12 protein-coding genes are annotated in these 20,866 nt (G+C 68.8%); 2 read left to right on the top strand and 10 right to left on the bottom strand.

Annotated elements, in window-relative coordinates:
• Positions 1-8: 8 nt before the first annotated feature.
• From pks13 to glf, 10 genes are all read right to left on the bottom strand, one after another.
• Complete coding sequence (gene pks13 / locus ACYQ8K_RS16210; protein ID WP_459970528.1) at positions 9-5,282, bottom strand: polyketide synthase Pks13; 5,274 nt, start codon at positions 5,280-5,282, stop codon at positions 9-11.
• 109 nt (positions 5,283-5,391) lie between these two features.
• Entirely contained in the window at positions 5,392-7,290 is a 1,899-nt protein-coding gene (fadD32, locus tag ACYQ8K_RS16205; RefSeq protein WP_459970468.1) for a long-chain-fatty-acid--AMP ligase FadD32, read from the bottom strand.
• A 320-nt stretch (positions 7,291-7,610) separates the two neighbouring features.
• The gene (gene culp6 / locus ACYQ8K_RS16200) at positions 7,611-8,621 is read right to left on the bottom strand and encodes a carboxylesterase Culp6 (protein ID WP_459970466.1); all 1,011 of its coding nucleotides are present in this window, start codon (positions 8,619-8,621) and stop codon (positions 7,611-7,613) included.
• Positions 8,622-8,776: 155 nt separating this feature from the next.
• Positions 8,777-9,679: an esterase family protein gene (locus ACYQ8K_RS16195; protein WP_459970526.1), complete on the bottom strand. Its 903-nt coding sequence runs from the start codon at positions 9,677-9,679 to the stop codon at positions 8,777-8,779.
• Positions 9,680-9,840: 161 nt separating this feature from the next.
• Complete coding sequence (ag85A, locus tag ACYQ8K_RS16190) at positions 9,841-10,884, bottom strand: diacylglycerol acyltransferase/mycolyltransferase Ag85A (protein WP_459970464.1); 1,044 nt, start codon at positions 10,882-10,884, stop codon at positions 9,841-9,843.
• A 337-nt stretch (positions 10,885-11,221) separates the two neighbouring features.
• On the bottom strand, positions 11,222-13,195 hold the full coding sequence (gene aftB, locus ACYQ8K_RS16185; RefSeq protein ID WP_459970463.1) for a terminal beta-(1->2)-arabinofuranosyltransferase: 1,974 nt from the start codon (positions 13,193-13,195) through the stop codon (positions 11,222-11,224).
• A complete protein-coding gene (locus tag ACYQ8K_RS16180; RefSeq protein WP_459970461.1) occupies positions 13,182-14,090 on the bottom strand; it encodes a decaprenyl-phosphate phosphoribosyltransferase in 909 nt (302 codons plus the stop codon). Before ACYQ8K_RS16180 ends, aftB begins: the two co-directional genes overlap by 14 nt.
• Entirely contained in the window at positions 14,083-14,637 is a 555-nt protein-coding gene (locus ACYQ8K_RS16175; RefSeq protein ID WP_459970459.1) for a phosphatase PAP2 family protein, read from the bottom strand. The genes ACYQ8K_RS16180 and ACYQ8K_RS16175 overlap by 8 nt, the downstream gene beginning before the upstream one ends.
• A complete protein-coding gene (locus tag ACYQ8K_RS16170; RefSeq protein ID WP_459970458.1) occupies positions 14,630-16,516 on the bottom strand; it encodes a glycosyltransferase in 1,887 nt (628 codons plus the stop codon). Before ACYQ8K_RS16170 ends, ACYQ8K_RS16175 begins: the two co-directional genes overlap by 8 nt.
• Positions 16,516-17,775: a UDP-galactopyranose mutase gene (gene glf, locus ACYQ8K_RS16165; protein WP_459970457.1), complete on the bottom strand. Its 1,260-nt coding sequence runs from the start codon at positions 17,773-17,775 to the stop codon at positions 16,516-16,518. Before glf ends, ACYQ8K_RS16170 begins: the two co-directional genes overlap by 1 nt.
• A gap of 253 nt (positions 17,776-18,028) precedes the next feature.
• Between glf and ACYQ8K_RS16160 the strand changes: the two genes are divergently transcribed.
• Positions 18,029-19,057 carry a PirG gene (locus ACYQ8K_RS16160; protein ID WP_459970456.1) on the top strand — a complete coding sequence of 343 codons (1,029 nt, stop codon included), beginning with the start codon at positions 18,029-18,031 and terminating at the stop codon, positions 19,055-19,057.
• Positions 19,058-19,186: 129 nt separating this feature from the next.
• A complete protein-coding gene (locus ACYQ8K_RS16155; protein ID WP_459970455.1) occupies positions 19,187-20,860 on the top strand; it encodes an N-acetylmuramoyl-L-alanine amidase in 1,674 nt (557 codons plus the stop codon).
• Positions 20,861-20,866 lie beyond the last annotated feature (6 nt).

The raw sequence follows: 20,866 nt of genomic DNA, 5'->3' as shown, positions 1-20,866 counted from the left end.
CTCCGTCACTACTTGCCCACCTCACTCGTCTGACTGGTTTCGGCCTCCACCTTATTCAGCACGTCGGAGAGGTGAGCACCGACCTTGCCGATGATCGGTTCGTCGATGGCCTGGATGTGTTCGCCACCGATCGGCACCACCTCGAGGTCGGCCACGTACTCGCCCCAACCGCCGTCGGGCTGGCGGACCGCATAGCGCGGCTCGAACTCGATGACGTCGTCGTGGTAGCGATCGGCCATGTACAGGGTCACGTGGCCGTCGTACGGCTCGATCTGGACGGTCTCGAGCGCCCGGTTGTCCAGGTAGGACGTCCGCTGGTGCTCGACGATGCCGCCCGGGATCTGCACCCCACTCTGCTGGACGACGTCCAGCACGAACTTGACCTGGCCCTCGTCGTCGAGCTTTTCGAGCTCCTCATAGGGGATCGCGGGGATCTCCACGTTGAAGGTGCGCTCGGCGAACTTCGCGTAGCGGTCCCAGCGCTTGCGGGTCTCCTCCTGCGTCTGGGGGATCTCCTCCCCGGCGCGCACCGTGTCGATCATTCCGACGAAGCGCACGTCTTCACCCGCGCGCTTCAGGCCGATCGCGCACGCGTACGCCAGCGCGCCGCCGAGCGACCACCCGGCCAGGATGAACGGCTTGCCCGCGTTCATCTCCAACAGCTTCGGCACGTATTGGGCGGCCCGTTCCTGAACGGTGCCCTCCACGCGCTCGAAGCCGTACATCGGCGTGTCCGCGGGCAACCGGTTCAGCAGCGGCTCGTAGACCACGGTCGAACCGCCGGCCGGATGGAACACGAACACCGGGGGTTTCGAGCTGCCCTCGGGGCGCGCCCGCAGGGTGCGGACGAAGCCGTCGATCTGCCCGGCCTCCAGGTACCGGCGGACCTTCTCGGCCAGCGCCTCGATGGTGTCCGAGGTCAGGACGTCCTCGGCGGTGATGTCACCCTCGGCGCGCTCGGAGAGCCGCTGCGCCATCTTGGCCGCGGCGTCCCCGTCGAGCTTGGGCAGCGGGTTGAAGATGCCGCCCGGCGACTTGCCCGTGACGATCGCCCAGGTGGCGAAAGTGACCCGCTCGGCCGCATCACGCGGCGGCACATCGGAATTCAGCGCCTTGGACACCGCCTCCTGGCTGAGCGCCCCCGCGAGGTCCGGCTTCGCGCCGTTGGTCGCCGCACCCTTCGGGCCGGACGGATCCGTCGGTGGCGGCGGGATCGTCGCGTCCGGCGCCGGCGGGGGCGGCTGCGTCTCGGGCTCGGCCTGTGGATCCGCTGCGGGCGCGGCGGCCGACGTCGGCGTGGCCCCGCTGAGCAGCTGGGCCTGCTCCTTGGCGATCTCCTCGGGCGTCAGCGTCTTCTGGTGCTCGTGCAGCTGCTCGACCTCGTCGCGGTGCTCGATCGCGTACTCGATCAGCTTCTCGACGGCGTACAGGTTCGCGTCGCGCACGGCCGTCAATTGGATGGGCGGCAGGTCGAAGTCGTATTCGACGCGGTTCTTGATCCGCACCGCCATCAGCGAGTCCAGGCCGAGCTCGATCAGCGGCACCTCCCACGGCAGGTCCTCGGGCTCGTAACCCATGGCCGCCGAGACGATCAGGCCCAGCCGCTCGCCGATGGTCTCGCCGGAATCCGGCGTCCACCGGCCCACGCTGGACGGCAGGTAGCGGTTGGTCAGGCTGTCCGACAGCGTCTCGGCGTCGGACTCCTCGGCCGGCGTGGCGGGCGCCTCGACCGCGGCGGTCGTGGCCGGCGCGGCGATGGCCGCCCCGGCGCCCACCGCGGTGGGCAACGCGGCCACACTCTGGCCCGCCCGCGACACCAGCGCGTCGTAGACCAGGGTGAAGGACTCGTCGATGCGGGCGTGCACCTGCACCGAGGCGCCCCCGGGGTGCCGCGTCATCGTCGTCACCAGCCGGGCGCCCGCGCCGGGCACCGCGCGCTGCTCGGACGCCACCAACTGGGCGTCCGAAAGCACCTGTACCGCAGCCGATCTCACCAACGCGGCCAGGTCCGTCTCACCGTTGCGGGGCGCGTACTCCCAGACGTGCCGGCCGTCCGGCAACGCGACGTGGGTACCCGGCATGATCACCGAGCCGTCGCCGGAGAAGTGCACGTCGAGCCAGTGCTCTTTGCGCTTGAACCGGGTCGGCGGGATGTTCGCGTAGTCCTCGGGGCCTTGCGCACGGCTGAACAACGTGCGGATGTCCAGATCGTGGCCGTGGACGTAGAGCTGGGCCATCGCCGAGATCATCGACTCGACGTCGTCCTGCTTGCGGGCCAGCGTCGGAATCAGTTGGGCGTCATGCAGACCCGTGGCGGCGGTGGTCAGGCCGATCTGCATCAGCGCCACCGGGTTGGGTGCGAGCTCCAGGAAGGTGGTGTGGCCGCTGTCGACGGCGTTGCGCACACCGTGGGTGAAGTACACCGAGTGCCGCATGCCCTTGACCCAGTAGTCGACATCGTGCACCGGCTCGCCGCCGGGCTTGATGTAGGTGCCCTCGTGCACCGTCGAGAAGATCCCGACCGTCGGGCTCAGCGGGTGAATCCCCTGCAACTCGGCGGAGAACTCGCCGAGCAGCGGATCCATCTGCGAGGTGTGGCCCGCGCCCTTGGTCTGCAGCTTGCGGGCAAAGCGGCCCTCGGCCTCCGCGCGGGCGACGATCGCGTCGATCTGGTCGGGTGGGCCACCGATCACGGTCTGGCTGGGCGCGGCGTAGACGCACACTTCCAGGCCGGGGAAGTCGCCGAACACCGTCTTGAGCTCGTCGGCGGAGTACTCGACCAGGGCCATGAAACGGATGTACTCGCCGAACAGCATCGACTCGCCCTCGCCCATCAGATGCGAGCGCGACGCGATCACGCGGGCCGCGTCCGCCAGCGACAGGCCGCCGGCGAAGTACGCCGACGCGGGCTCGCCGAGCGACTGGCCCACCACCGCAGCGGGTTTGGCCCCGTGGTGCTTGAGCAGCTCGCCCAGCGCGATCTGGATCGCGAAGATGACGACGTTGGAAGTCTCGATGCCGTAGTCGACCGAGTCGTCGAGGATCATCTCGAGCACCGAGTAGCCGCGCTCGTCCTGGATCAGCGCGTCGACCTTCTCGATCCACTCGGCGAAGACCTCGTTGCGCAGGTACAGGCTCTTGCCCATCTTGCGGTGTTGCGCACCGAAACCGGCCATCGCCCACACCGGGCCGCTGGTCACCGGCCCGTCGGTACTGAACACGTTGGGCTTCTGCTTGCCCTCGGCGACCGCGCGCAGGCCCTTGATGGCCTCCTCGTGGTCGTGGGCCAGCACCACCGCACGCGAGCGGCCGTGGTTGCGCCGCGACAGCGCCCGGCCGATCGATTCCAGCGACGACGCCTGCCCCTCCGGGCTCTCCATCCAGTCCGCGAGCTCGGCGGCCGCCGCCTTCTTGCGCGACGTCAAGAACCCCGACACCGCGAGCGGGATCAGCGGCTTGGACGGCTCCGACTCCTCTTGCGCGGCAAGCTCTTCCAGCGCGATCGCTTTGAGGCGCAGCGCCTCGTCGGTCACGCCCGGCAGCTCGTACTCCGGTTCCTCGGCCTCGGAGGCGTCGGGGATGATGTTGCCGAAGTCGTCGAACCGCAGCGAGTGGCTCTCCAGCGTGGGCGCCTCGGTCTGCTCGGCGGCGGGCGCGGCGGCGACGGGCTGCGGCTCGGGCTCACGCTCGATGACGTCGCGCGGCAGCACCTCACGCACCACCAGGTGCGCGTTGGCCCCGCCGAAGCCGAAGCTGGACACTCCGGCCAGCGCGTAACCGCCGTAGCGCGGCCAATCACTGGCGCTGTCAATGACTTTCAGGCGCATGCCGTCGAAGTCGATGTAGGGACTGGGGCCGGCGAAGTTGATCGACGGCGGCAGCTTGTCGTGCTGCAACGCCAGCACCACCTTGGCCAGGCTCGCCGCGCCGGCGGCCGACTCCAGGTGTCCCACATTGGTTTTCACCGCGCCCAGCAGGGCCGGGCGGTCGGCGGGGCGGCCCCGGCCGACGATGCGGCCCAGCGCCTCGGCCTCAATAGGGTCACCCAGGACGGTGCCGGTGCCGTGCGCCTCGATGTAGTCCACGGTGCGCGGGTCGATGCCCGCGTCCTTGTAGGCCCGGCGCAGCACCTCGGCCTGGGCGTCCTGGTTGGGGGCGATCAGGCCGTTGGACCGGCCGTCGTGGTTGACCGCGCTGCCGGCGATGACGGCCAGGATCTGGTCGCCGTCGCGGCGGGCGTCGTCGACCCGCTTGAGCACGAACATGCCGCCACCCTCGGAACGGGTGTAGCCGTCGGCGTCGGACGAGAAGGACTTGATCCGGCCGTCGGGGGCCAGCACGGCGCCGATCTCGTCGAAGCCCAGCGTCACCAGCGGGGTGAGCAGCGCGTTGACGCCGCCGGCCACCGCCACGTCGCATTCGCCGTTGCGCAGGGCCTGCACGGCCTGGTGCGTCGCCACCAGCGAGCTCGAGCAGGCGGTGTCCAGCGCGACCGAGGGCCCGCGGAAGTCGTAGAAGTACGACACCCGGTTGGCGATGATCGAGCTGGCCGTGCCGGTGATCGCGTAGGGGTGCGCGACGGTGGGGTCGGACACCGCAAGGAATTGGTAGTCGTTGTTGGAGAAGCCGACATAGACGCCCACGGACTCGCCGCGCAGGCTCGACGCCGGAATCCGGGCGTGCTCGAGCGCCTCCCAGGTGAGCTCGAGCGCCATTCGCTGCTGCGGGTCGATGTTGTCGGCCTCGGTCTTGGCGACCGCGAAGAACTCGGAGTCGAAGCCCTTGATGTCCTTCAGGTAGCCGCCGCGGGTGCGGGCGGTGCCGACGCGCTCGGCGATGCGCGGCTCCTCGAGGAACTCCGACCAGCGCCCCTCGGGCAGATCGGTGATGGCGTCGCGGCCCTCCATGAGCGCCGCCCAGGTCTCGTCCGGGGAGTTCATGTCGCCGGGCAGCCGGGTCGACAGGCCCACGATCGCGATGTCGACCCGCTCGGCCGGGCCGGTGCGGGTCCAGTCGGCGCCGTCGAGCTCGTCGTCGGGGACCTCGGGCTCGCCCTCGATGATGCGCGTGGCCAGCGATTCGATCGTCGGGTGCTGGAAGGCCACCGCGACCGACAGGGTGACACCGGTCATGTCCTCGATGTCGGCGGCCATCGCCACGGCGTCGCGCGACGCCAGGCCCAGCTCGACCATCGGCACCGACTCGTCGATCTCGTCGGGCGATTTCCCGACGGCCCGGCCCACCCAGTTGCGCAGCCATTCGCGCATCTCGGGGACGGTCATGTCGGTCCCCTTGGCAGGCCGTGTGGCGGGCACCTCCCCGTCAGGGCCGGGAGTGGTCTCTTCGGGATTGGTGTCGGGGTGCTCAGTGTCAGCCATGGTCCTCAGGGATTCAGTCAGTGGAGCTGGCGAAGGCCGTCGGCGAACCGACGCCGCTTCGCAGACTGCCGTCGAGGTAAGCCGCGCGGCAGGCGCGGTGCCCGATCTTGCCGCTGGAGGTACGCGGGATGGTTCCCGACTGCACTAGCAGCAGGTCGCGGACCGTCACGCCGTGGCGCACGGCGATCGCGGCCCGGATGTCGTCGGCGATGGGCTGGTAGTCCATCTTGTGCGAGCCGGCGGCGCGCTCGGCGACGATCACCAGCTGCTCGGAGCCGTCGTCCGGGTCGTACTTGATGCCGGCGTGCGGGTTGTCGAACACTTCCTTCGGCAGCTGGTTGGCCGGCACCGAGAAGGCGGCGACGTAACCGGTGCGCAGCGCCTTGCTGGCTTCCTGCGCCGAGTATTCGAGGTCCTGCGGGTAGTGGTTGCGGCCGTCGATGATGACGAGGTCCTTGATGCGGCCCGCGATGTAGAGGTGGCCCTTGTGGTAGGTGCCGTAGTCGCCGGTCTTGACCCACATGCCGTCGTCGGGGGCCCCCTCGGCGTGCGACTGGCTGATCCGCGACTTGAGGATGTTGCGGAAGACGTCGTTGGTCTCTTCTTCCTTGCCCCAGTAGCCGATGCCCAGGTTGTTCCCGTGCAGCCAGATCTCGCCGATCTGACCGTCGGGCAGCTCGCTGGCGGTCTCCGGGTCGACGATCACGGCCCACTCGTCCACGCCGATGATGCCGGCGGAAACCTGCGGAACGGCCTTCGGCGAATCTGCGTCGACCTCGACGAAGCGTTGCTTGTTCAGCTCGTCGCGGTCGACGTGGATGACCGTGGGCGCCTCGTCCATTGGTGTGGTGGAGACGAACAGCGTCGCCTCGGCAAGGCCGTAGGACGGCTTGATCGCGGTCTCGCGCAGACCGTAGGGCGAGAACGCCTCGTAGAACTTGCGCATCGACGCCGGGGACACCGGCTCGCTGCCGTTGAGGATCGCCTTGACGTTGCTCAGGTCCAGCGGCGGCTCACCCTCCTTGGGCACCCCGCGGACCGCGGCGTGCTCGAACGCGAAGTTCGGCGCCACGGTGATGACCTCGCAGTCCGGCGCGTCCTCCGGCTTGCGCGCCATCTCGCGGATCCATCGGCCGGGCCGGCGCACGAAGGCGGCCGGGGTCATGAAGGTGAAGTTGTGACCGATCACCGGCGACAGCAGGGCGGTGATCAGCCCCATGTCGTGGAAGAACGGCAGCCAGGACAGGCCGCGGTCGGCCTCCTTGCCTTCCAGGCCGTTGAGCACCTGCAGCACGTTGGTGGGCAGGTTCAGGTGCGTGATCGCGACGCCGGTCGGGGTGCGGGTGGAGCCGGAGGTGTACTGCAGGTAGGCGATGGTGTTCTCGGTGGCCTCCGGCGGCTCCCAGGTCGACGCGACCTCGTTGGGCACCGCGTCGACGGCGATGACGCGGGGGCGCTCCTTGGCCGAACGGGCGCGGATGAACTTGCGGACGCCCTCGGCGGCCTCGGTGGTGGTCAGGATCGTCGACGGGGTGCAGTCGTCGAGCACGGCGTGCAGGCGGCCGACGTGGCCCGGTTCGCTCGGGTCGAACAGCGGCACCGCGATCCGGCCGGCGTACAGCGCGCCGAAGAGCGCCACGAGGTAGTTCAGGTTCTGCGGGCACAGGATGGCGATGCGGTCGTCGGGGTGGGTGACCTGCTGCAGCCGGGCGCCCACGGCGCGGTTGCGGGCGCTGAACTCCGACCAGGAGATGTCGCAGGCGACGCCGTCGCGCTCGGTGGAGAAGTCCAGGAACCGATAGGCGAGCTTGTCGCCGCGAACCCTCGCCCATTTCTCAACGTGCTTGACCAAGTTCGTGTTGTCCGGGAACTTGATCTTTCCATTCACGATGAACGGGTTGTGGTACACCATGCCGCTCTCCTGTCGCACCTGTTTTCGGTCGGCTCGGCCGACGCGTTGTTCCTAGGTCGGCTCCGCCGACGGCTTCCTCAAGCCGGCTCGGCCGACGGTTACATGTCTACGCGCACACCGGACCTCGCTCCGCACCCGCTGGGGAACGCCGGTGATGTGCCAGCCCCCGCCGGCATCGACCCCGACCGGGTGCGCGACAAAGGTCCGATAGCTCTTAAATTCTTCTTAATGTTACGGGGCTGCCTACGGCAGACCAAATCACAAGGTACCGCTGATCGCCATCGGCAACCGCTTCCTAACGCCTGTGTCCCACCGCCCGGTCATCCGTGTTTCGGTTGTGGCGCATTTGCGATCAGACCGTGAGCCCAGTTGAGCGTCCAGTCGGTCGCGGGTGCCCCGTCGATGCTCCAGCACTGCGTTGTGGCGTACAGCGCGTGGACCGGCTGACCCGCGCCGCCGGCCAACGTGTTCAGCGTCGTCGGCAGGTTGGCGATGCTGAACGCCTCCTCCGGAGCGGCGCAGATCAGGTCACCCGGCGCGCAGATCTCGTTGGTCTTGCCGTTGAGGTCGCCGAAGCCGCCGGGGCGCGCGCCGGTCATGGTCAGGCCCATCCCGGACAGGATCGGCACCTCGTGCAAGGTGACCTCGGCGCCCTGCCCCGGCGGGTTGGGCCCGATGTCGTTGCCGACGCCCATCTGGCGACGACCGTCCGCGATCAACGTCACACCCAGCACCAGGTCGTCGTCGACGGGTCCGCGGCCGTTGCCGATGTCGCTGGCGATGTCGCCCGCGATCACCGCGCCCTGCGAGAAGCCCATCAGCACGTAACTGGTCAGCGGGCACTTGGCGTTCATGTCGGTCATCGCCTGCACCGTCGCGCGGGTGCCCTCGGCCCGGCTGGCGTTGTAAGACATCTGGGTGTCCCCGCTCAGCGGATTGTGGAACTGCGCGGTGTACGGCGTGGTGTAGGCCTGCAGGCGCGACGACGGGAACTGCTCGGTGAGGGTCGCGGTCGTCTTGTGCAGCAGCGCGTTGGGGAATTGGACGGGGCTGGCCGGGTCGTCCTGCACGGCGGACTCCCACGTCCCGGGAACGTTGACCAGGAACACGTCGGGGCACGACGCGTCCTGCGAGGCGGGTCGCGGCTTGTGTGGGTGCGTGGCCGTCGACGACGGGGGCAGCACGCCGGGCGGCACCGCGCTGGGCTCCGACTGGTGGCCGCGCAGCAGGGTCACCGCGGCCAGGATGGCCAGGAAGACGACGGCGGCGACCGACAATGCGGCGATCCACGCGAGGGTGCGTTGGCGCTTACGCCGCGCGCTTTTAGCCATGTTCTCCTGCCAGCAGTGTCGGTGGATCGCAGCTACGCGGTCCTCCCGACCCCTGCTGCACCTCCTACACGGTACCGGCTCTGCCCAATGGGCCAGTCGGGCAAGGACCTGCTAGCGAATGGCGCCGACCCGCTGCGCCGCGTTTGCGATCGCCGCTAGCGAATGGCACCGACGATGTCGCCCGACATCGCGCCGAGCTGGCCCGACCACGAGCCCCAGTCGTTGCCGCCGCCGCCCGGGAAGTCGAAGTGCCCGTTGTGCCCGCCGTTGCTGCGGTACTGCTGATAGAACTCCCGCGAACTGCCCATCGCCGCGCCGGCCTGGCCGATCATCGCGGCGTCGTCGCCGCCCATGTTGGTCGGGCTCCACACCCACACCCGGGTGTTGTTCTGCGCCAGCAGCGAGGCGTGCACGTACGGGTCGTGCCACTTCCACCGGCCCAGCTGCGGGGCGCCCCACATGCCGTTGCCGTCGACGCCGCCGAACTGCTGCAGGCCGGCCAGGATGGCGCCGTTGTAGTTGGTGCTCGACGGGTAGAGGAACCCGGACAGCGAACCGGCCATGCCGAACCGGTCGGGGTGGAAGGCGGCCAGCGCCATCGCGGCGTAGCCACCCTGCGAGGCGCCGACGGCGGCGTGGCCGCCGGGCGCCAGGCCCTTGTTGGCGGCCAGCCAGTCGGGCAGCTCGCTGGACAGGAAGGTGTCCCACTGCTTGCTGCCGTCCTGCTCCCAGTTGGTGTACATGCTCCACGCGCCGCCGGCCGGGGCCACCACCGAGATGCCCTTGCCGCCGAGCGTGTTCATCGCATTGCCGGCGGTGACCCAGTTGCTGACGTCCGGGGCCGCGTTGAAGGCGTCGAGCAGGTAGACCGCGTGCGGGCCGCCGGCCATGAAGGCCACCGGAATGTCGCGGCCCATCGCCGCCGACGGGACCATCAGGCTTTCGTAGCCCGCCGCCCTGGCTTTGCCGACGGTTGCGGCGGTCTGCAGCGCGAAGGCCAACCCGACGGCCAGCACGGCTACGCAGAACACCCGGAAAAGCGCCGACATACCCCGCACGACCGTCATGTCCACCCTCCATCGTGTAGTCGCTGAAAGCACATTAGCCAGGGCCGTAGTTCCCCCGCGCGCCGGGTAGTGAAACAAGTCACACACGCCGCGAACGACGAGCGGCGGAAACCCCGAAGGGTTCCCGCCGCTCGTCGTACCGCTTGGCGTGTTTAGGTGCCCTGGCCGTTACCGGCGTTGGTGGCCGCGGCCGTGGCCGGACCCGCACCCGGGGTGGCGCCCAGCACCGACTGCAGGTCAGGCTTCATCGCCTGCAGCTGTGCGCCCCAGTAGGGCCAGTCGTGGGTGCCGTTGGCGTCGAAGTTCCACACCGCGTTGTGGCCACCGGCCCCGTTGTAGGCGTCCTGGAACTTCAGGTTGCTGGTCCGCACGAAGCCCTCGAGGAACTTCGCGGGCAGGTTGTCGCCACCCAGGTCGGACGGCTTGCCGTTACCGCAGTACACCCAGATGCGGGTGTTGTTCGCGACCAGCTTACCGACCTGCAGCGACGGGTCGTTGCGGGCCCACGCCGGGTCATCCTTCGGGCCCCACATGTCGGCGGCCTTGTAGCCACCGGCGTCGCCCATGGCGAGGCCGATCAGCGACGGGCCCATGCCCTGCGACGGGTCCAGCAGCGCCGACAGCGAGCCGGCGTAGACGAACTGCTGCGGGTGGTAGGCGGCCAGGATCAGGGCCGACGAACCGGCCATCGACAGGCCGACCACGGCGCTGCCGGTCGACTTGACCTGCTTCTGGCTCTCCAGGTACGAGGGCAGCTCGCTGGTCAGGAAGGTCTCCCACTTGTAGGTGACGCAGCCGGCCTTACCGCAGGCGGGCTTGTACCAGTCGGAGTAGAAGCTGGACTGGCCGCCGACGGGCATCACCGTCGAGATGCCCGACTGGTTGTACCACTCGAACGCCGGGGTGTTGATGTCCCAGCCGTTGAAGTCGTCCTGCGCACGCATACCGTCGAGCAGGTACAACGCGGGCGAGTTCGGGCCACCGCTTTGGAACTGGATCTTGATGTCGCGGCCCATTCCGGCGGACGGAACCTGCAGGTACTCCACCGGCAGACCCGGGCGCGAGAAGGCCCCGGCGGTCGCCGAGCCCCCGACGGCGCCAATCAGGCCCGAGAGCAGCGCCGCACCAGCGGCCGCCACAACGAGCCGGCGCGGCATCCCCGCCACGGCGCCGCGCAATCTGTCGACAAGCGTCATCCTTGCTTCCTCATCCTTCTTGCAGCCCTCGGCGCATTTCACCGACCGGCCACTTTCTTGATTGGGTCGAACTGCCCGCGCGCGGGCGCGGCAGTGCTCGTGTAGTCAACCACACGTTATGCCATTCGGTCGCATCGAGGCGCTGCCGTCAACAGTCGAGCGGCCGTCCTACCCAGCGGATTTCAATTCAAACATGTGTCTAAAAGGCGCCGATTTCGCGTGTGCCTGACGGCTATTGCGAGCTGGTGAGAGGCCAAATGTGATGTTGCTGCCATTTTTTCGCCGCGAGCGCGCTGTGATTTGTTCGGCGTATGCCGAAAATTCTTCTGCGCGACGCTTACTCGCGCGGCGGGGGCGGTGCTTCCGGCGGTATCGGCAGCCCACATCGCGCCAGTTCGTAGCGCGGCACCCGGTCGATCCGGTACCCGGTGAACTGGAAGGAGTTCACCAGGTTGGACAGGAATCGGTGCGGGGTCATCGGCGCGCGCACCGAGCTGAGCACTGCCTTCGTGTCGGGGCATTGCAGCGCCGCGACGGCCTCCGCGACCCACTGCGCGTCCAGATAGCCCGGAATTCCCGGCGGGACCTTCACCCAGGGTCCGTCGGCGATCACCCAGTCCGGAAAGAGGTTCTTGTCGTGCCCGATGCGGCCGTGCTTGAGCCGTTCGGTGTGTTGCGCAAGCGGATTCGCCAAACCGATCTGATCGATCACCCTGACGTCGAGCCCGACGTTCATACCGACCATGCCGAGGTTGGTGAAAAACACTGTGTGCTGCGGTCTTTGCGCGGACTTGTCGCCCGGTGCCGGCTGGGCCTGCGGCACCAGGTCCCACTGGATGTAATTGCCCGACGGCAGCAGCAGCGCGCCGTCGGGGGTGTTGTCGAGGGCGGTCAGGATGGCCGCCATCCGCGGGTAGCCCAGGTAGTCCGCGGCGGTCAGCGGGTGCGCGTTGCCGGTGGCCTGGGAGTAGAAGCGGCGTTCGTCGACGATCCCGGAGTAGGTGACGTGGGTGGCGTCGTCGCCCATCCCGGGTGAATTCGCCGCCCACAGTGCCCATCCGGCCAGCCCCAGCCACAACGCACCGGCGGCGCCGGCGACCCAGTTGCCGGTCTCCCGCGAGTAGTCCTGGCCGTCGGGGATGGCGATCGGGATGACGGCGACCGGAGCGAGCAGGCAGAACAGCGGGGCCAGCAGCACCCGGGCGTGCATGAAGTCGCCGCCTTGCCGGGTCCAGTAGAGGGCCTGCAACAGCCCGCTGATCAGCACCCACGCCACCACCGCGGGCGGGCTGTGCACGGCGCGGGCCACCCGCCCGTAGTTGGGAGCCAGCGCGGGGCGCAGGAACGACGGCCGCCGGCGGGCGGCGAACAGCAGCACGCCCAGCGGCACGAGGAGCACCAGCGGGATCCACACCACGTACGGCGCGTTGAAGTTCGCGAGGTAGATCATGCCCTGGGACCACTTGTCCCCGGCCGCGTCCTTGGCCAGGGCGGTGCCCGGCACCAGCAGGCCGTAGTAGCCCATCCGGAAGATCTCGTAGCCGACCGGCAGGAAACCCCCGGCAACCACGATCAGCACCCGGCGGCGCCAGGTCCGGGCCGCGACCAGCATCATGATCAGCGCCAGCCCGCCCATGAGTGCCAGCTCCGGCCGGACCAGCACGCTGAACCCGGCGACGAACGCCAGCAGGCCGGCGAACACCTTGTTATCGGTGCGGTTGCGCACCGGCTGCGCCCAGCAGACCATCATCCACCACAGCAGGCCCAGATAGGCCAGCGCCAAACCGCTTTCCAGCCCGGAGGTGGCGAAGTCCCGCGCCGGCGGCAGCGCGATGTAGACCAGCGCCCCTGCGGGCAACATGATGGCCCTGCGGCCCCGCAGGCTCGGCGCGTACAGCCGCGCGGCGCCGAGCATCAGCAGCGCCACCCCCACCACCGAGAGCGCCAGCGCGAGCGCGAGCGCCACGTACTCCATGCGCAGCGGGCCGCCGACCCAGCTGCCGGCGTACATCAGGTAGGTCCAGGCCGTGGAGGTGTTGGCCTCCACCCGTTCGCCCTGGTTGAACACCGGCCCGTTGCCCGCGAGCAGATTGCGCACGGTGCGCAGCACGATCAGCCCGTCGTCGGCGATCCAGCGCCGCTGCCAACTCCCCCAGCCGAACAGGATGGCGACCAGCGCCACGCTGATCCACAGGCTGACCCGCACCATCCTGGTGTACGGAAACACCGGCCAACCGGGCCGCCTGATCACCGGCCGGCTGCGCATCATGCGCGCTTTGAGAGCCTGCAGTTCGGGGCTAACCGAAGGCAACGGCGGCTCCAAATGTCAACATCCACGCCAGCGCCAGCAGCTGAAAAACCCGGTCGCGCAGCACTATGTCTTCGGGTTCCCCGGCCAGCCCGCCGTCCACGTCGACCGCGTAGCGCAGGATCGCGATGGTGAACGGAACCATGGACACCACGAACCAGCGCGCCTCGCCGTGCTCCTTGTCGAAGGCCCACAGGCCGTAGCAGACCACCAACGCGGTGGCCGACAACGTCCAGACGAACCGCAGGTAGGTGCTGGTGTAGTTCTCCAGCGCCCGGCGGATCTTGGCCCCGGTGCGTTCGGCCAACTGCAGCTCGGCGTAGCGCTTGCCGGCCGCCATGAACAGCGACCCGAACGCCATCATCAGCAAAAACCATTGCGTCAGATGGATATTGGTCGCCGCACCACCGGCGATAGCTCGGATCAGGAACCCCGACGACACGATGCAAATGTCCATCACCGCTTGGTGTTTGAGGCCGAAGCAGTACGCCAACTGAATGGCGATGTAGACGGCCATCACCGCCGCGAGGTTGGGTGTGAGCAACCAACCGATGACCAACGACGCCGCGCCCAGCACCACGGCCAGGGTGTAGGCCAGCCACTCGGGCACCACGCCGGCCGCGATCGGGCGGTATCTCTTCGTCGGGTGCTCGCGGTCGGCCTCGACATCGCGCGCGTCGTTGATGAGGTAGATCGATGAGGCCGCCAAGCAGAACACCACGAACGCCACCGCCACCTTGCCCAGCACGTCGTGGTAGTTGTAGTGAACCGGCCCGCCTAACGCCGCCACCGGGGCGAGCAGCACCAGTACGTTCTTCACCCACTGCCGGGGTCGGATCGCCTTGATCACCCCGGAGACCAGGTTTGCCGGCGGTCGGGTCACGACGTCCTCACTCATGCGGCTTACCTCTTACAACCTCTTGCACCTGTCCTGCACGGCGGGCGATCGCCGCAACCACGGCACCCAGGGCGATGCCGAACGCCACGTCGCTGGGGTAGTGCACGCCCAGCAGCATCCGCGACAGCGCCATCGGGGGCACCAGGACAGCGGGCAGCGGCAGGCCCGTGGTCCGGCCCATCAGCACCGCCGCGGCGGTGGTCGAAGTGGCATGTGCCGACGGGAAACTCAGTTGGCTGGGCGTGCCGACGTTGACGGCGACCGCGGGATCGTGCGGGCGCTTGCGGCGCACGATCCGCTTGACGACGACGGCCGCGGCGTGTGCGGCGAACGCCCCGGCCCCGGCCACCAGCCAGTCCCGGCGCCGCTTCGGGGACAGCACCGCTCCGAGCGCGGCGACGGCCACCCAGCCGAGGCTGTGCTCGCCGAAGTGGGACAGCGCGCGTGCCACCGGCAGCGCCCCGGGACGATCGCTCAGTGCCGCCTGGACGGCGACCAGCGCGGCCACCTCACCGCGGGGTGCCTCTGCCGCGGCGGCTTCATGCATGTTCTGCAGCGGGCAGCAACGCCGTCTCCCACTTCTGCTTGCTGGACAACACGGGCAGCGCGTCGCGATACACCCGGCGCATCTCGTCGAACCGGCTGAGCAGTTGGCGCTGGCGGCGCAGCGATGCGAACAATAGCGAGAACATCTTTCGCCGGTCCCGCTGCCGGTAGACCACGCCGCAACCGTCGGCCGTGGTGACCGTGACGCCGTCCACCGTGCACAGCCGGAACCAGCGCGCGTCCTGGGTGGGCACGTTGAACTCGGGGCGGGTGCGGGATTCGGTGTCGGCCTTGGTCATGTTGTGCAGGATGCCGCGGGCCAGCCGGTAGCTGATCGACACCGGATTCACCGGCGGCTTCATCGCCTTGGTCTTGTTTCGCGGCGCCGGCAGCTCGCTGGCCGCCGGCAGTACGACCGCGTCCGGGTATTCCTTGCGCAGCCGATGCACCTCCGGCAGGCCCGATTCCAGGATCGAGAAGATGTGCTCAGGGCCGGCCAGGAAGTCGTCGATGGCCCGGTTCTGAATAGCGACAGTCGAATACTCAAGGCAGGCAAGGTGTTTCAGCGTCGCCTTGAGGTGGCTGCGGACCAGTCCGGTGATGTCGCCGTCCCAGTGCAGTGCCGCGACGACCAACCGGTTGCGCAGGTGGAAGTAGGCCTGCCAGTCGATGGCGTCGTCCTTGTCGCTCCAGGCCATGTGCCAGATCGCGGCGCCGGGCAGCGTGACCGTCGGGTAGCCGTGCTCGCCGGCGCGCAGGCCGTACTCGGCGTCGTCCCATTTGATGAACAGCGGCAGCGGCTGGCCCAGTTCCTCGGCGACCTGGCGCGGGATCATGCACGTCCACCAGCCGTTGAAGTCGACGTCGATCCGCCGGTGCAGCAGGGCGCTGCGATCGTTCTTGTCGTTCAACGGAAATTCGGCGAAGTTGTGGTCGTACTCGGCGTGCGGCGCGGCGGTCCACATGAAGTTCGCCTGGTTGACGACTTCGCCCATGATGTGCAGGTGCGACGGCTCCTGCAGGTTGAGCATCTGCCCGCCGATGAGCGTCGGCTTCTTGGCGAAGCGGTTGAGCGCCAGCACCCGCAGGATCGTGTCCGGCTCGATGCGGATGTCGTCGTCCATGAACAGGATCTGTTGGCAGTCGGTGTTTTTCAGCGCCTCGTACATCACCCGGCTGTAGCCGCCGGAGCCACCGAGGTTGGGCTGGTCATGGATGGACAGCCGGCTGCCCAGTCCCGCGGCCGCCGCGGCGAAGTCCGGGTGGTCGCGCACCTTGCGGGTGCCCTGGTCCGGCACGATGACCGCGCCGATCACCTTGTCCACCAACGGATCCGCGGTCAGGTCGGCCAGCGCGTTGACGCAGTCGGCCGGGCGGTTGAACGTGGGGATGCCGACCGCGATGTTGGCCGTGCCCGGCGCGGGCTCGGTGGCGTACCAGCCGCCGCTGATGAGATTGACCGCGGTGTCGGTGGTGATGTCGAACCAGATCCAGCCGCCGTCCTCGAACGGCTTGAGCGGTATCTCGATCTCGACGACGGCCGGCTGCTCGTCGGTGCCGACGAACTGGCGGCCCTCCACCGAGATCCGCACCCCGGTGGCCTTGGTCCGGTACACGTCGACGCGCCCGGTCCCGGTCAGCTCGACCCGCAGCGCCACCGACTGACAGATGGACCAGCGGCGCCAGTAGCTGGCCGGGAACGCGTTGAAGTAGGTGGCGAACGACACCTCGGACTCTCTGCCGATCTCCAGCGAGGTGCGGCTGGTCGCGTGGGCGCGCCGCGCGTTGGTCGTCGACTCCTCGAGATACAACTTGCGCACGTCGAGCGGTTCACCGGGACGCGGCAGGATGATCCGGGACAGCAGGCTCACGGCAGTCATTAGGCGCCACTCCTCCTCATCGCTTTGCTCTGCATCGTCGCCGGCGCGCATCCGCGCGTGCCTTCCTCTTTGTTCTGGGCGTCGATCAGGGATGCGCCGTCCCGCAGGTGCGGCGCGAGCACGTTGTCGTACATGTTCAGCGCGCTGGCGATGGCCATGTGCATATCCAGGTATTGATAGGTGCCCAGCCGGCCGCCGAACAGGACCTTCGACGACGCCGTCTCGGCCTTCGCCCTGGCTCGGTAGGCGGCCAGCAGCGCGCGGTCGGCTTCGGTGTTGATCGGATAGTAGGGCTCGTCGTCGTCTTCGGCGAACCGCGAGTACTCCCGCATGATCACGGTCTTATCGACGGGATAGTCGCGCTCGGTGTGGAAGTGACGGAACTCGTGGATGCGGGTGTAGGGCACGTCGGGGTCGTTGTAGTTCATCACCGGAGTGCCCTGGAAGTCGCCGATGGGCAGCACTTCCAGCTCGAAATCCAGGGTGCGCCAGCCCAACCGGCCCTCGGCGTAGTCGAAGTAGCGGTCCAGCGGCCCGGTGTAGACGACCGGCGCGTCGGGGCTGTCCGCGCGCAGTTGGTCGCGCACGTCGAACCAGTCCGTGTCCAGCCTGACCTCGATGCGATCGTCGGCGGCCATGTTGCGCAGCCAGGCCGTGTAGCCGTCGACGGGCAGGCCCTCGTAGGTGTCGCTGAAGTAGCGGTTGTCGAAGGTATAGCGCACCGGCAGCCGGGTGATGTTCGCGGCCGGCAGCTCCTTGGGGTCGGTCTGCCACTGCTTGGCCGTGTAGCCCTTGACGAAGGCCTCGTAGAGCGGCCGGCCGATCAGCGAGATCGCCTTCTCCTCGAGGTTCTGCGCGTCGGCCGTGTCGATCTCGGCGGCCTGCTCGGCGATGAGCTTGCGGGCTTCGTCCGGGGTGAAGTACCTGCCGAAGAACTGCGACACCAGGCCCAGCCCCATCGGGAACTGGTAGGCCTGCCCGTTGTGCATCGCGAAGACGCGGTGCCGGTAGTCGGTGAAGTCGGTGAACTGCCGCACGTAGTCCCAGACCCTCTTGTTGGAGGTGTGGAACAGGTGGGCGCCGTACTTGTGCACTTCGATGCCGGTGTGCGGCTCGGCTTCTGAGTAGGCGTTGCCACCGATGTGCGGTCGGCGGTCCACGACGAGGACGCGCTTCCCGAGCTGGGTAGCAATGCGCTCGGCAATGGTCAGTCCGAAGAATCCAGAGCCGACGACGAAAAGATCGAAACGAGCGGTCATCGGTTGCTTAGGGTATCCGACCGCGTGGCCCTAACCCATTTGGCGAGGCCATGCAGCGGCGTCGGCCCTGTGACGACGGCCGTTGGGGCGCCCCGGGCCCGCGATCACGGTCGGGGTCGCAATACCCTCACGATTCAATATCACCACTCTAGTAACAGGCTCACCACTCGTACCATCGACCTTGTGTGATTCCCACCAGTTAGGAGCGGTGGGACGCGCCGACACAACACATAGTCAGATAGAGGAGACTTCCGTGCCGAACCGACGCCGACGCAAGCTCTCAACAGCCATGAGCGCGGTTGCCGCCCTGGCAGTGGCGAGTCCTTGCGCGTACTTCCTTGTCTACGAATCGACCGCCGGCAACAAGGCGCCCGAGCACCACGAGTTCAAGCAGGCCGCGGTGATGAGCGACCTGCCCGGCGAGCTGATGGGCGCGCTGTCGCAGGGCCTGTCGCAATTCGGGATCAACATGCCCCCGATACCCGCCTTGAGCGGGGGCGCGACCAGCACACCGGGTCTCGCCAGCCCCGGTCTGGGCACCCCTGGCCTCGGGACTCCCGGGTTGGGGACGACGGGCCTGACCAATCCGGGCGTGACCAGCCCCGGCCTGACCAGCCCCGGCTTGACGAGCCCGGGCCTGACGAGCCCCGGTGCGGCCCCCTTGACCCCCGGGCTGACCGCGCCCGGCGCGTTGCCGACCGCCCCCGGTGGCGGTGTCGCGACCCCGGGCGCCGGCCTCAACCCGGCGCTGTCCAACCCCGGGCTGACCAGCCCGGCCGGGGTCACCCCGGGCCTGGGTGGCCCGGGGCTGTCGCCGAGCGAGGTGCCGATCGACTCCGGGGCCGGCCTGGACCCGGGCGCGGGTGGCACCTACCCGATCCTGGGCGACCCGTCGACCTTCGGTAACGCGTCGCCGATCGGTGGCGGTACCGGCCTGGGTGGTGGTTCGGGCAGCGGCGCCAGCGGCGGTCTGGTCAACGACGTGATGCAAGCCGCCAACCAGCTGGGTGCCGGCCAGGCGATCGACCTGCTCAAGGGCCTGGTCATGCCGGCCATCACGCAGGGCATGCATGGCGGCGCGGGTGCCGCGGGTGCCCTGCCCGGTGCGGCCGGTGCGCTGCCGGGTGCGGCAGCGGGTGCCCTGCCGGGTGCCGCGGGTGCCCTGCCGGGTGCCGCGGGTGCCCTGCCGGGTGCCGCCGCAGGCGCTCTTCCCGCCGCCGCGGGTGCGGCCGGTGCGTTGCCGGCGGCCGCCGGTGCGGTACCGACGCTGCCCCCGGTCTAGTCCCTTACAAACCCTCCACAAGACGGCACCGCAGAATCATCTGCGGTGCCGTCGATTTTGTGCAGATTCGCCGGCGTTCAGATCGTGTCGTCCCATAGATAACATTAGAAACACACGTAACATCGGCTGGTGTCTCGCAGTCGCGCGCCAACGATGCTGCTCACCGCCATGGCGGCGACCGTCGTCCTCGTCTCGTGGGTCGCGGACACGACACGCGATCGCGGCGCCCCCGGCGCGGCGCCGTCACGCGGCACCCAGCTCGTCGAGCAGCCGCTGGTCGGGCTCGGCGCGGGCGTCACGGTCCGCGAAATCAGTCAGGCCACCCCGTTTTCTCTGGTCGCCCTCACCGGCGACCTGGCCGGCACGTCGACCCGCGTGCGCGCCAAGCGCCCCGACGGCTCGTGGGGGCCCTGGTATCAGACCGAATACGAAACGGCGGCGCCCGATCCGGCGTCCCGAGCGGGCGGCGACGAGTCCGCCGGGTCCGACCGTCCCGGCGCGGCGACGGAGGGGCCACGCGGCACCGATCCGGTGTTCGTCGGCACCACCACGACCGTCCAGATCGCGGTCACCCGTCCGCTCGACGCGGCGGTGACCCGACCGCCGCCGGCGCCCCCGAGCGAGAAGACCGATCTGGGCTACAAGCCGGCATCCAGGGAACAGCCGTTCGGCCAGAACATCTCGGCCGTTCTCATCTCCCCACCGCAAGCGCCGGCCGAGACGCATTGGACGCCACCGGCCGGGGTGTTGATGCCCGGCCAGGCTCCGCCCATCATCAGCCGCGCGCAGTGGGGCGCCGACGAGTCGCTGCGCTGCGGTAGCCCGCAGTACGACAACGGGATTCGCGCGGCTGTCGTGCACCACACCGCGGGCAGCAATGACTATTCGCCGCTGGAGTCGGCCGGCATCGTCAAGGCGATCTACACCTACCACAGCAAGACGCTGGGGTGGTGCGACATCGCCTACAACGCGCTGGTCGACAAGTACGGCCAGGTATTCGAGGGCAGCGCGGGCGGACTCACCAAGGCGGTCGAGGCCTTCCACACCGGCGGATTCAACCGCAACACCTGGGGCGTGGCGATGATCGGCAATTTCGACGACGTGCCCCCCACGCCGATCCAGCTCAGGACCATGGGCCGGCTGCTGGGCTGGCGGCTGGGCCTGGACAACGTCAACCCCAAGGGCACGGTGCAACTGGAGTCGGCGGGCAGCCACTACACCACCTTCCCGGCCGGCTCCATCGCGACGCTGCCGACCATCTTCACCCACCGCGACGTCGGGAACACCGACTGCCCGGGCAACGCCGCCTATGCGCTGATGGACGAAATGCGGGACATCGCATCGCATGTCAACGATCCGCCGGAAGAACTGCTCAAGGCGCTGCAGGGCGGTGCCATCTATGACCACTGGCAGGCGATCGGCGGGATGAACAGCGTGCTGGGCTCGCCGACCTCTCCGGAGGACAGCGCGGAAGGCGATGCCCGCTTCGTCACGTTCGCCCGAGGCGCGATGTACTGGTCGCCCGAGACCGGCGCCCAACCGGTCACCGGCGCCATCTACGATGCCTGGGGCTCGGAGAGCTACGAACGCGGCCCGCTGGGCTTGCCGACCAGCGCGGAAATCCAAGAGCCGCTGCAGATTACCCAGAACTTCCAGCACGGCACGCTGAACTACGAGCGCCTGACCGGAAACGTCACCGAGGTCGTGGACGGGATCACGGTTCCGCTGACTACCGAATTACCAAGCGGCCCAACGGTTCCGGCCGAGCACTTCTCGCTGCCGTCGCACCCCACGCCGACGTGACCGCCG

Source organism: Mycobacterium sp. MUNTM1, assembly GCF_054660795.1.
This window is presented reverse-complemented; position numbering and strand designations above follow the sequence as displayed.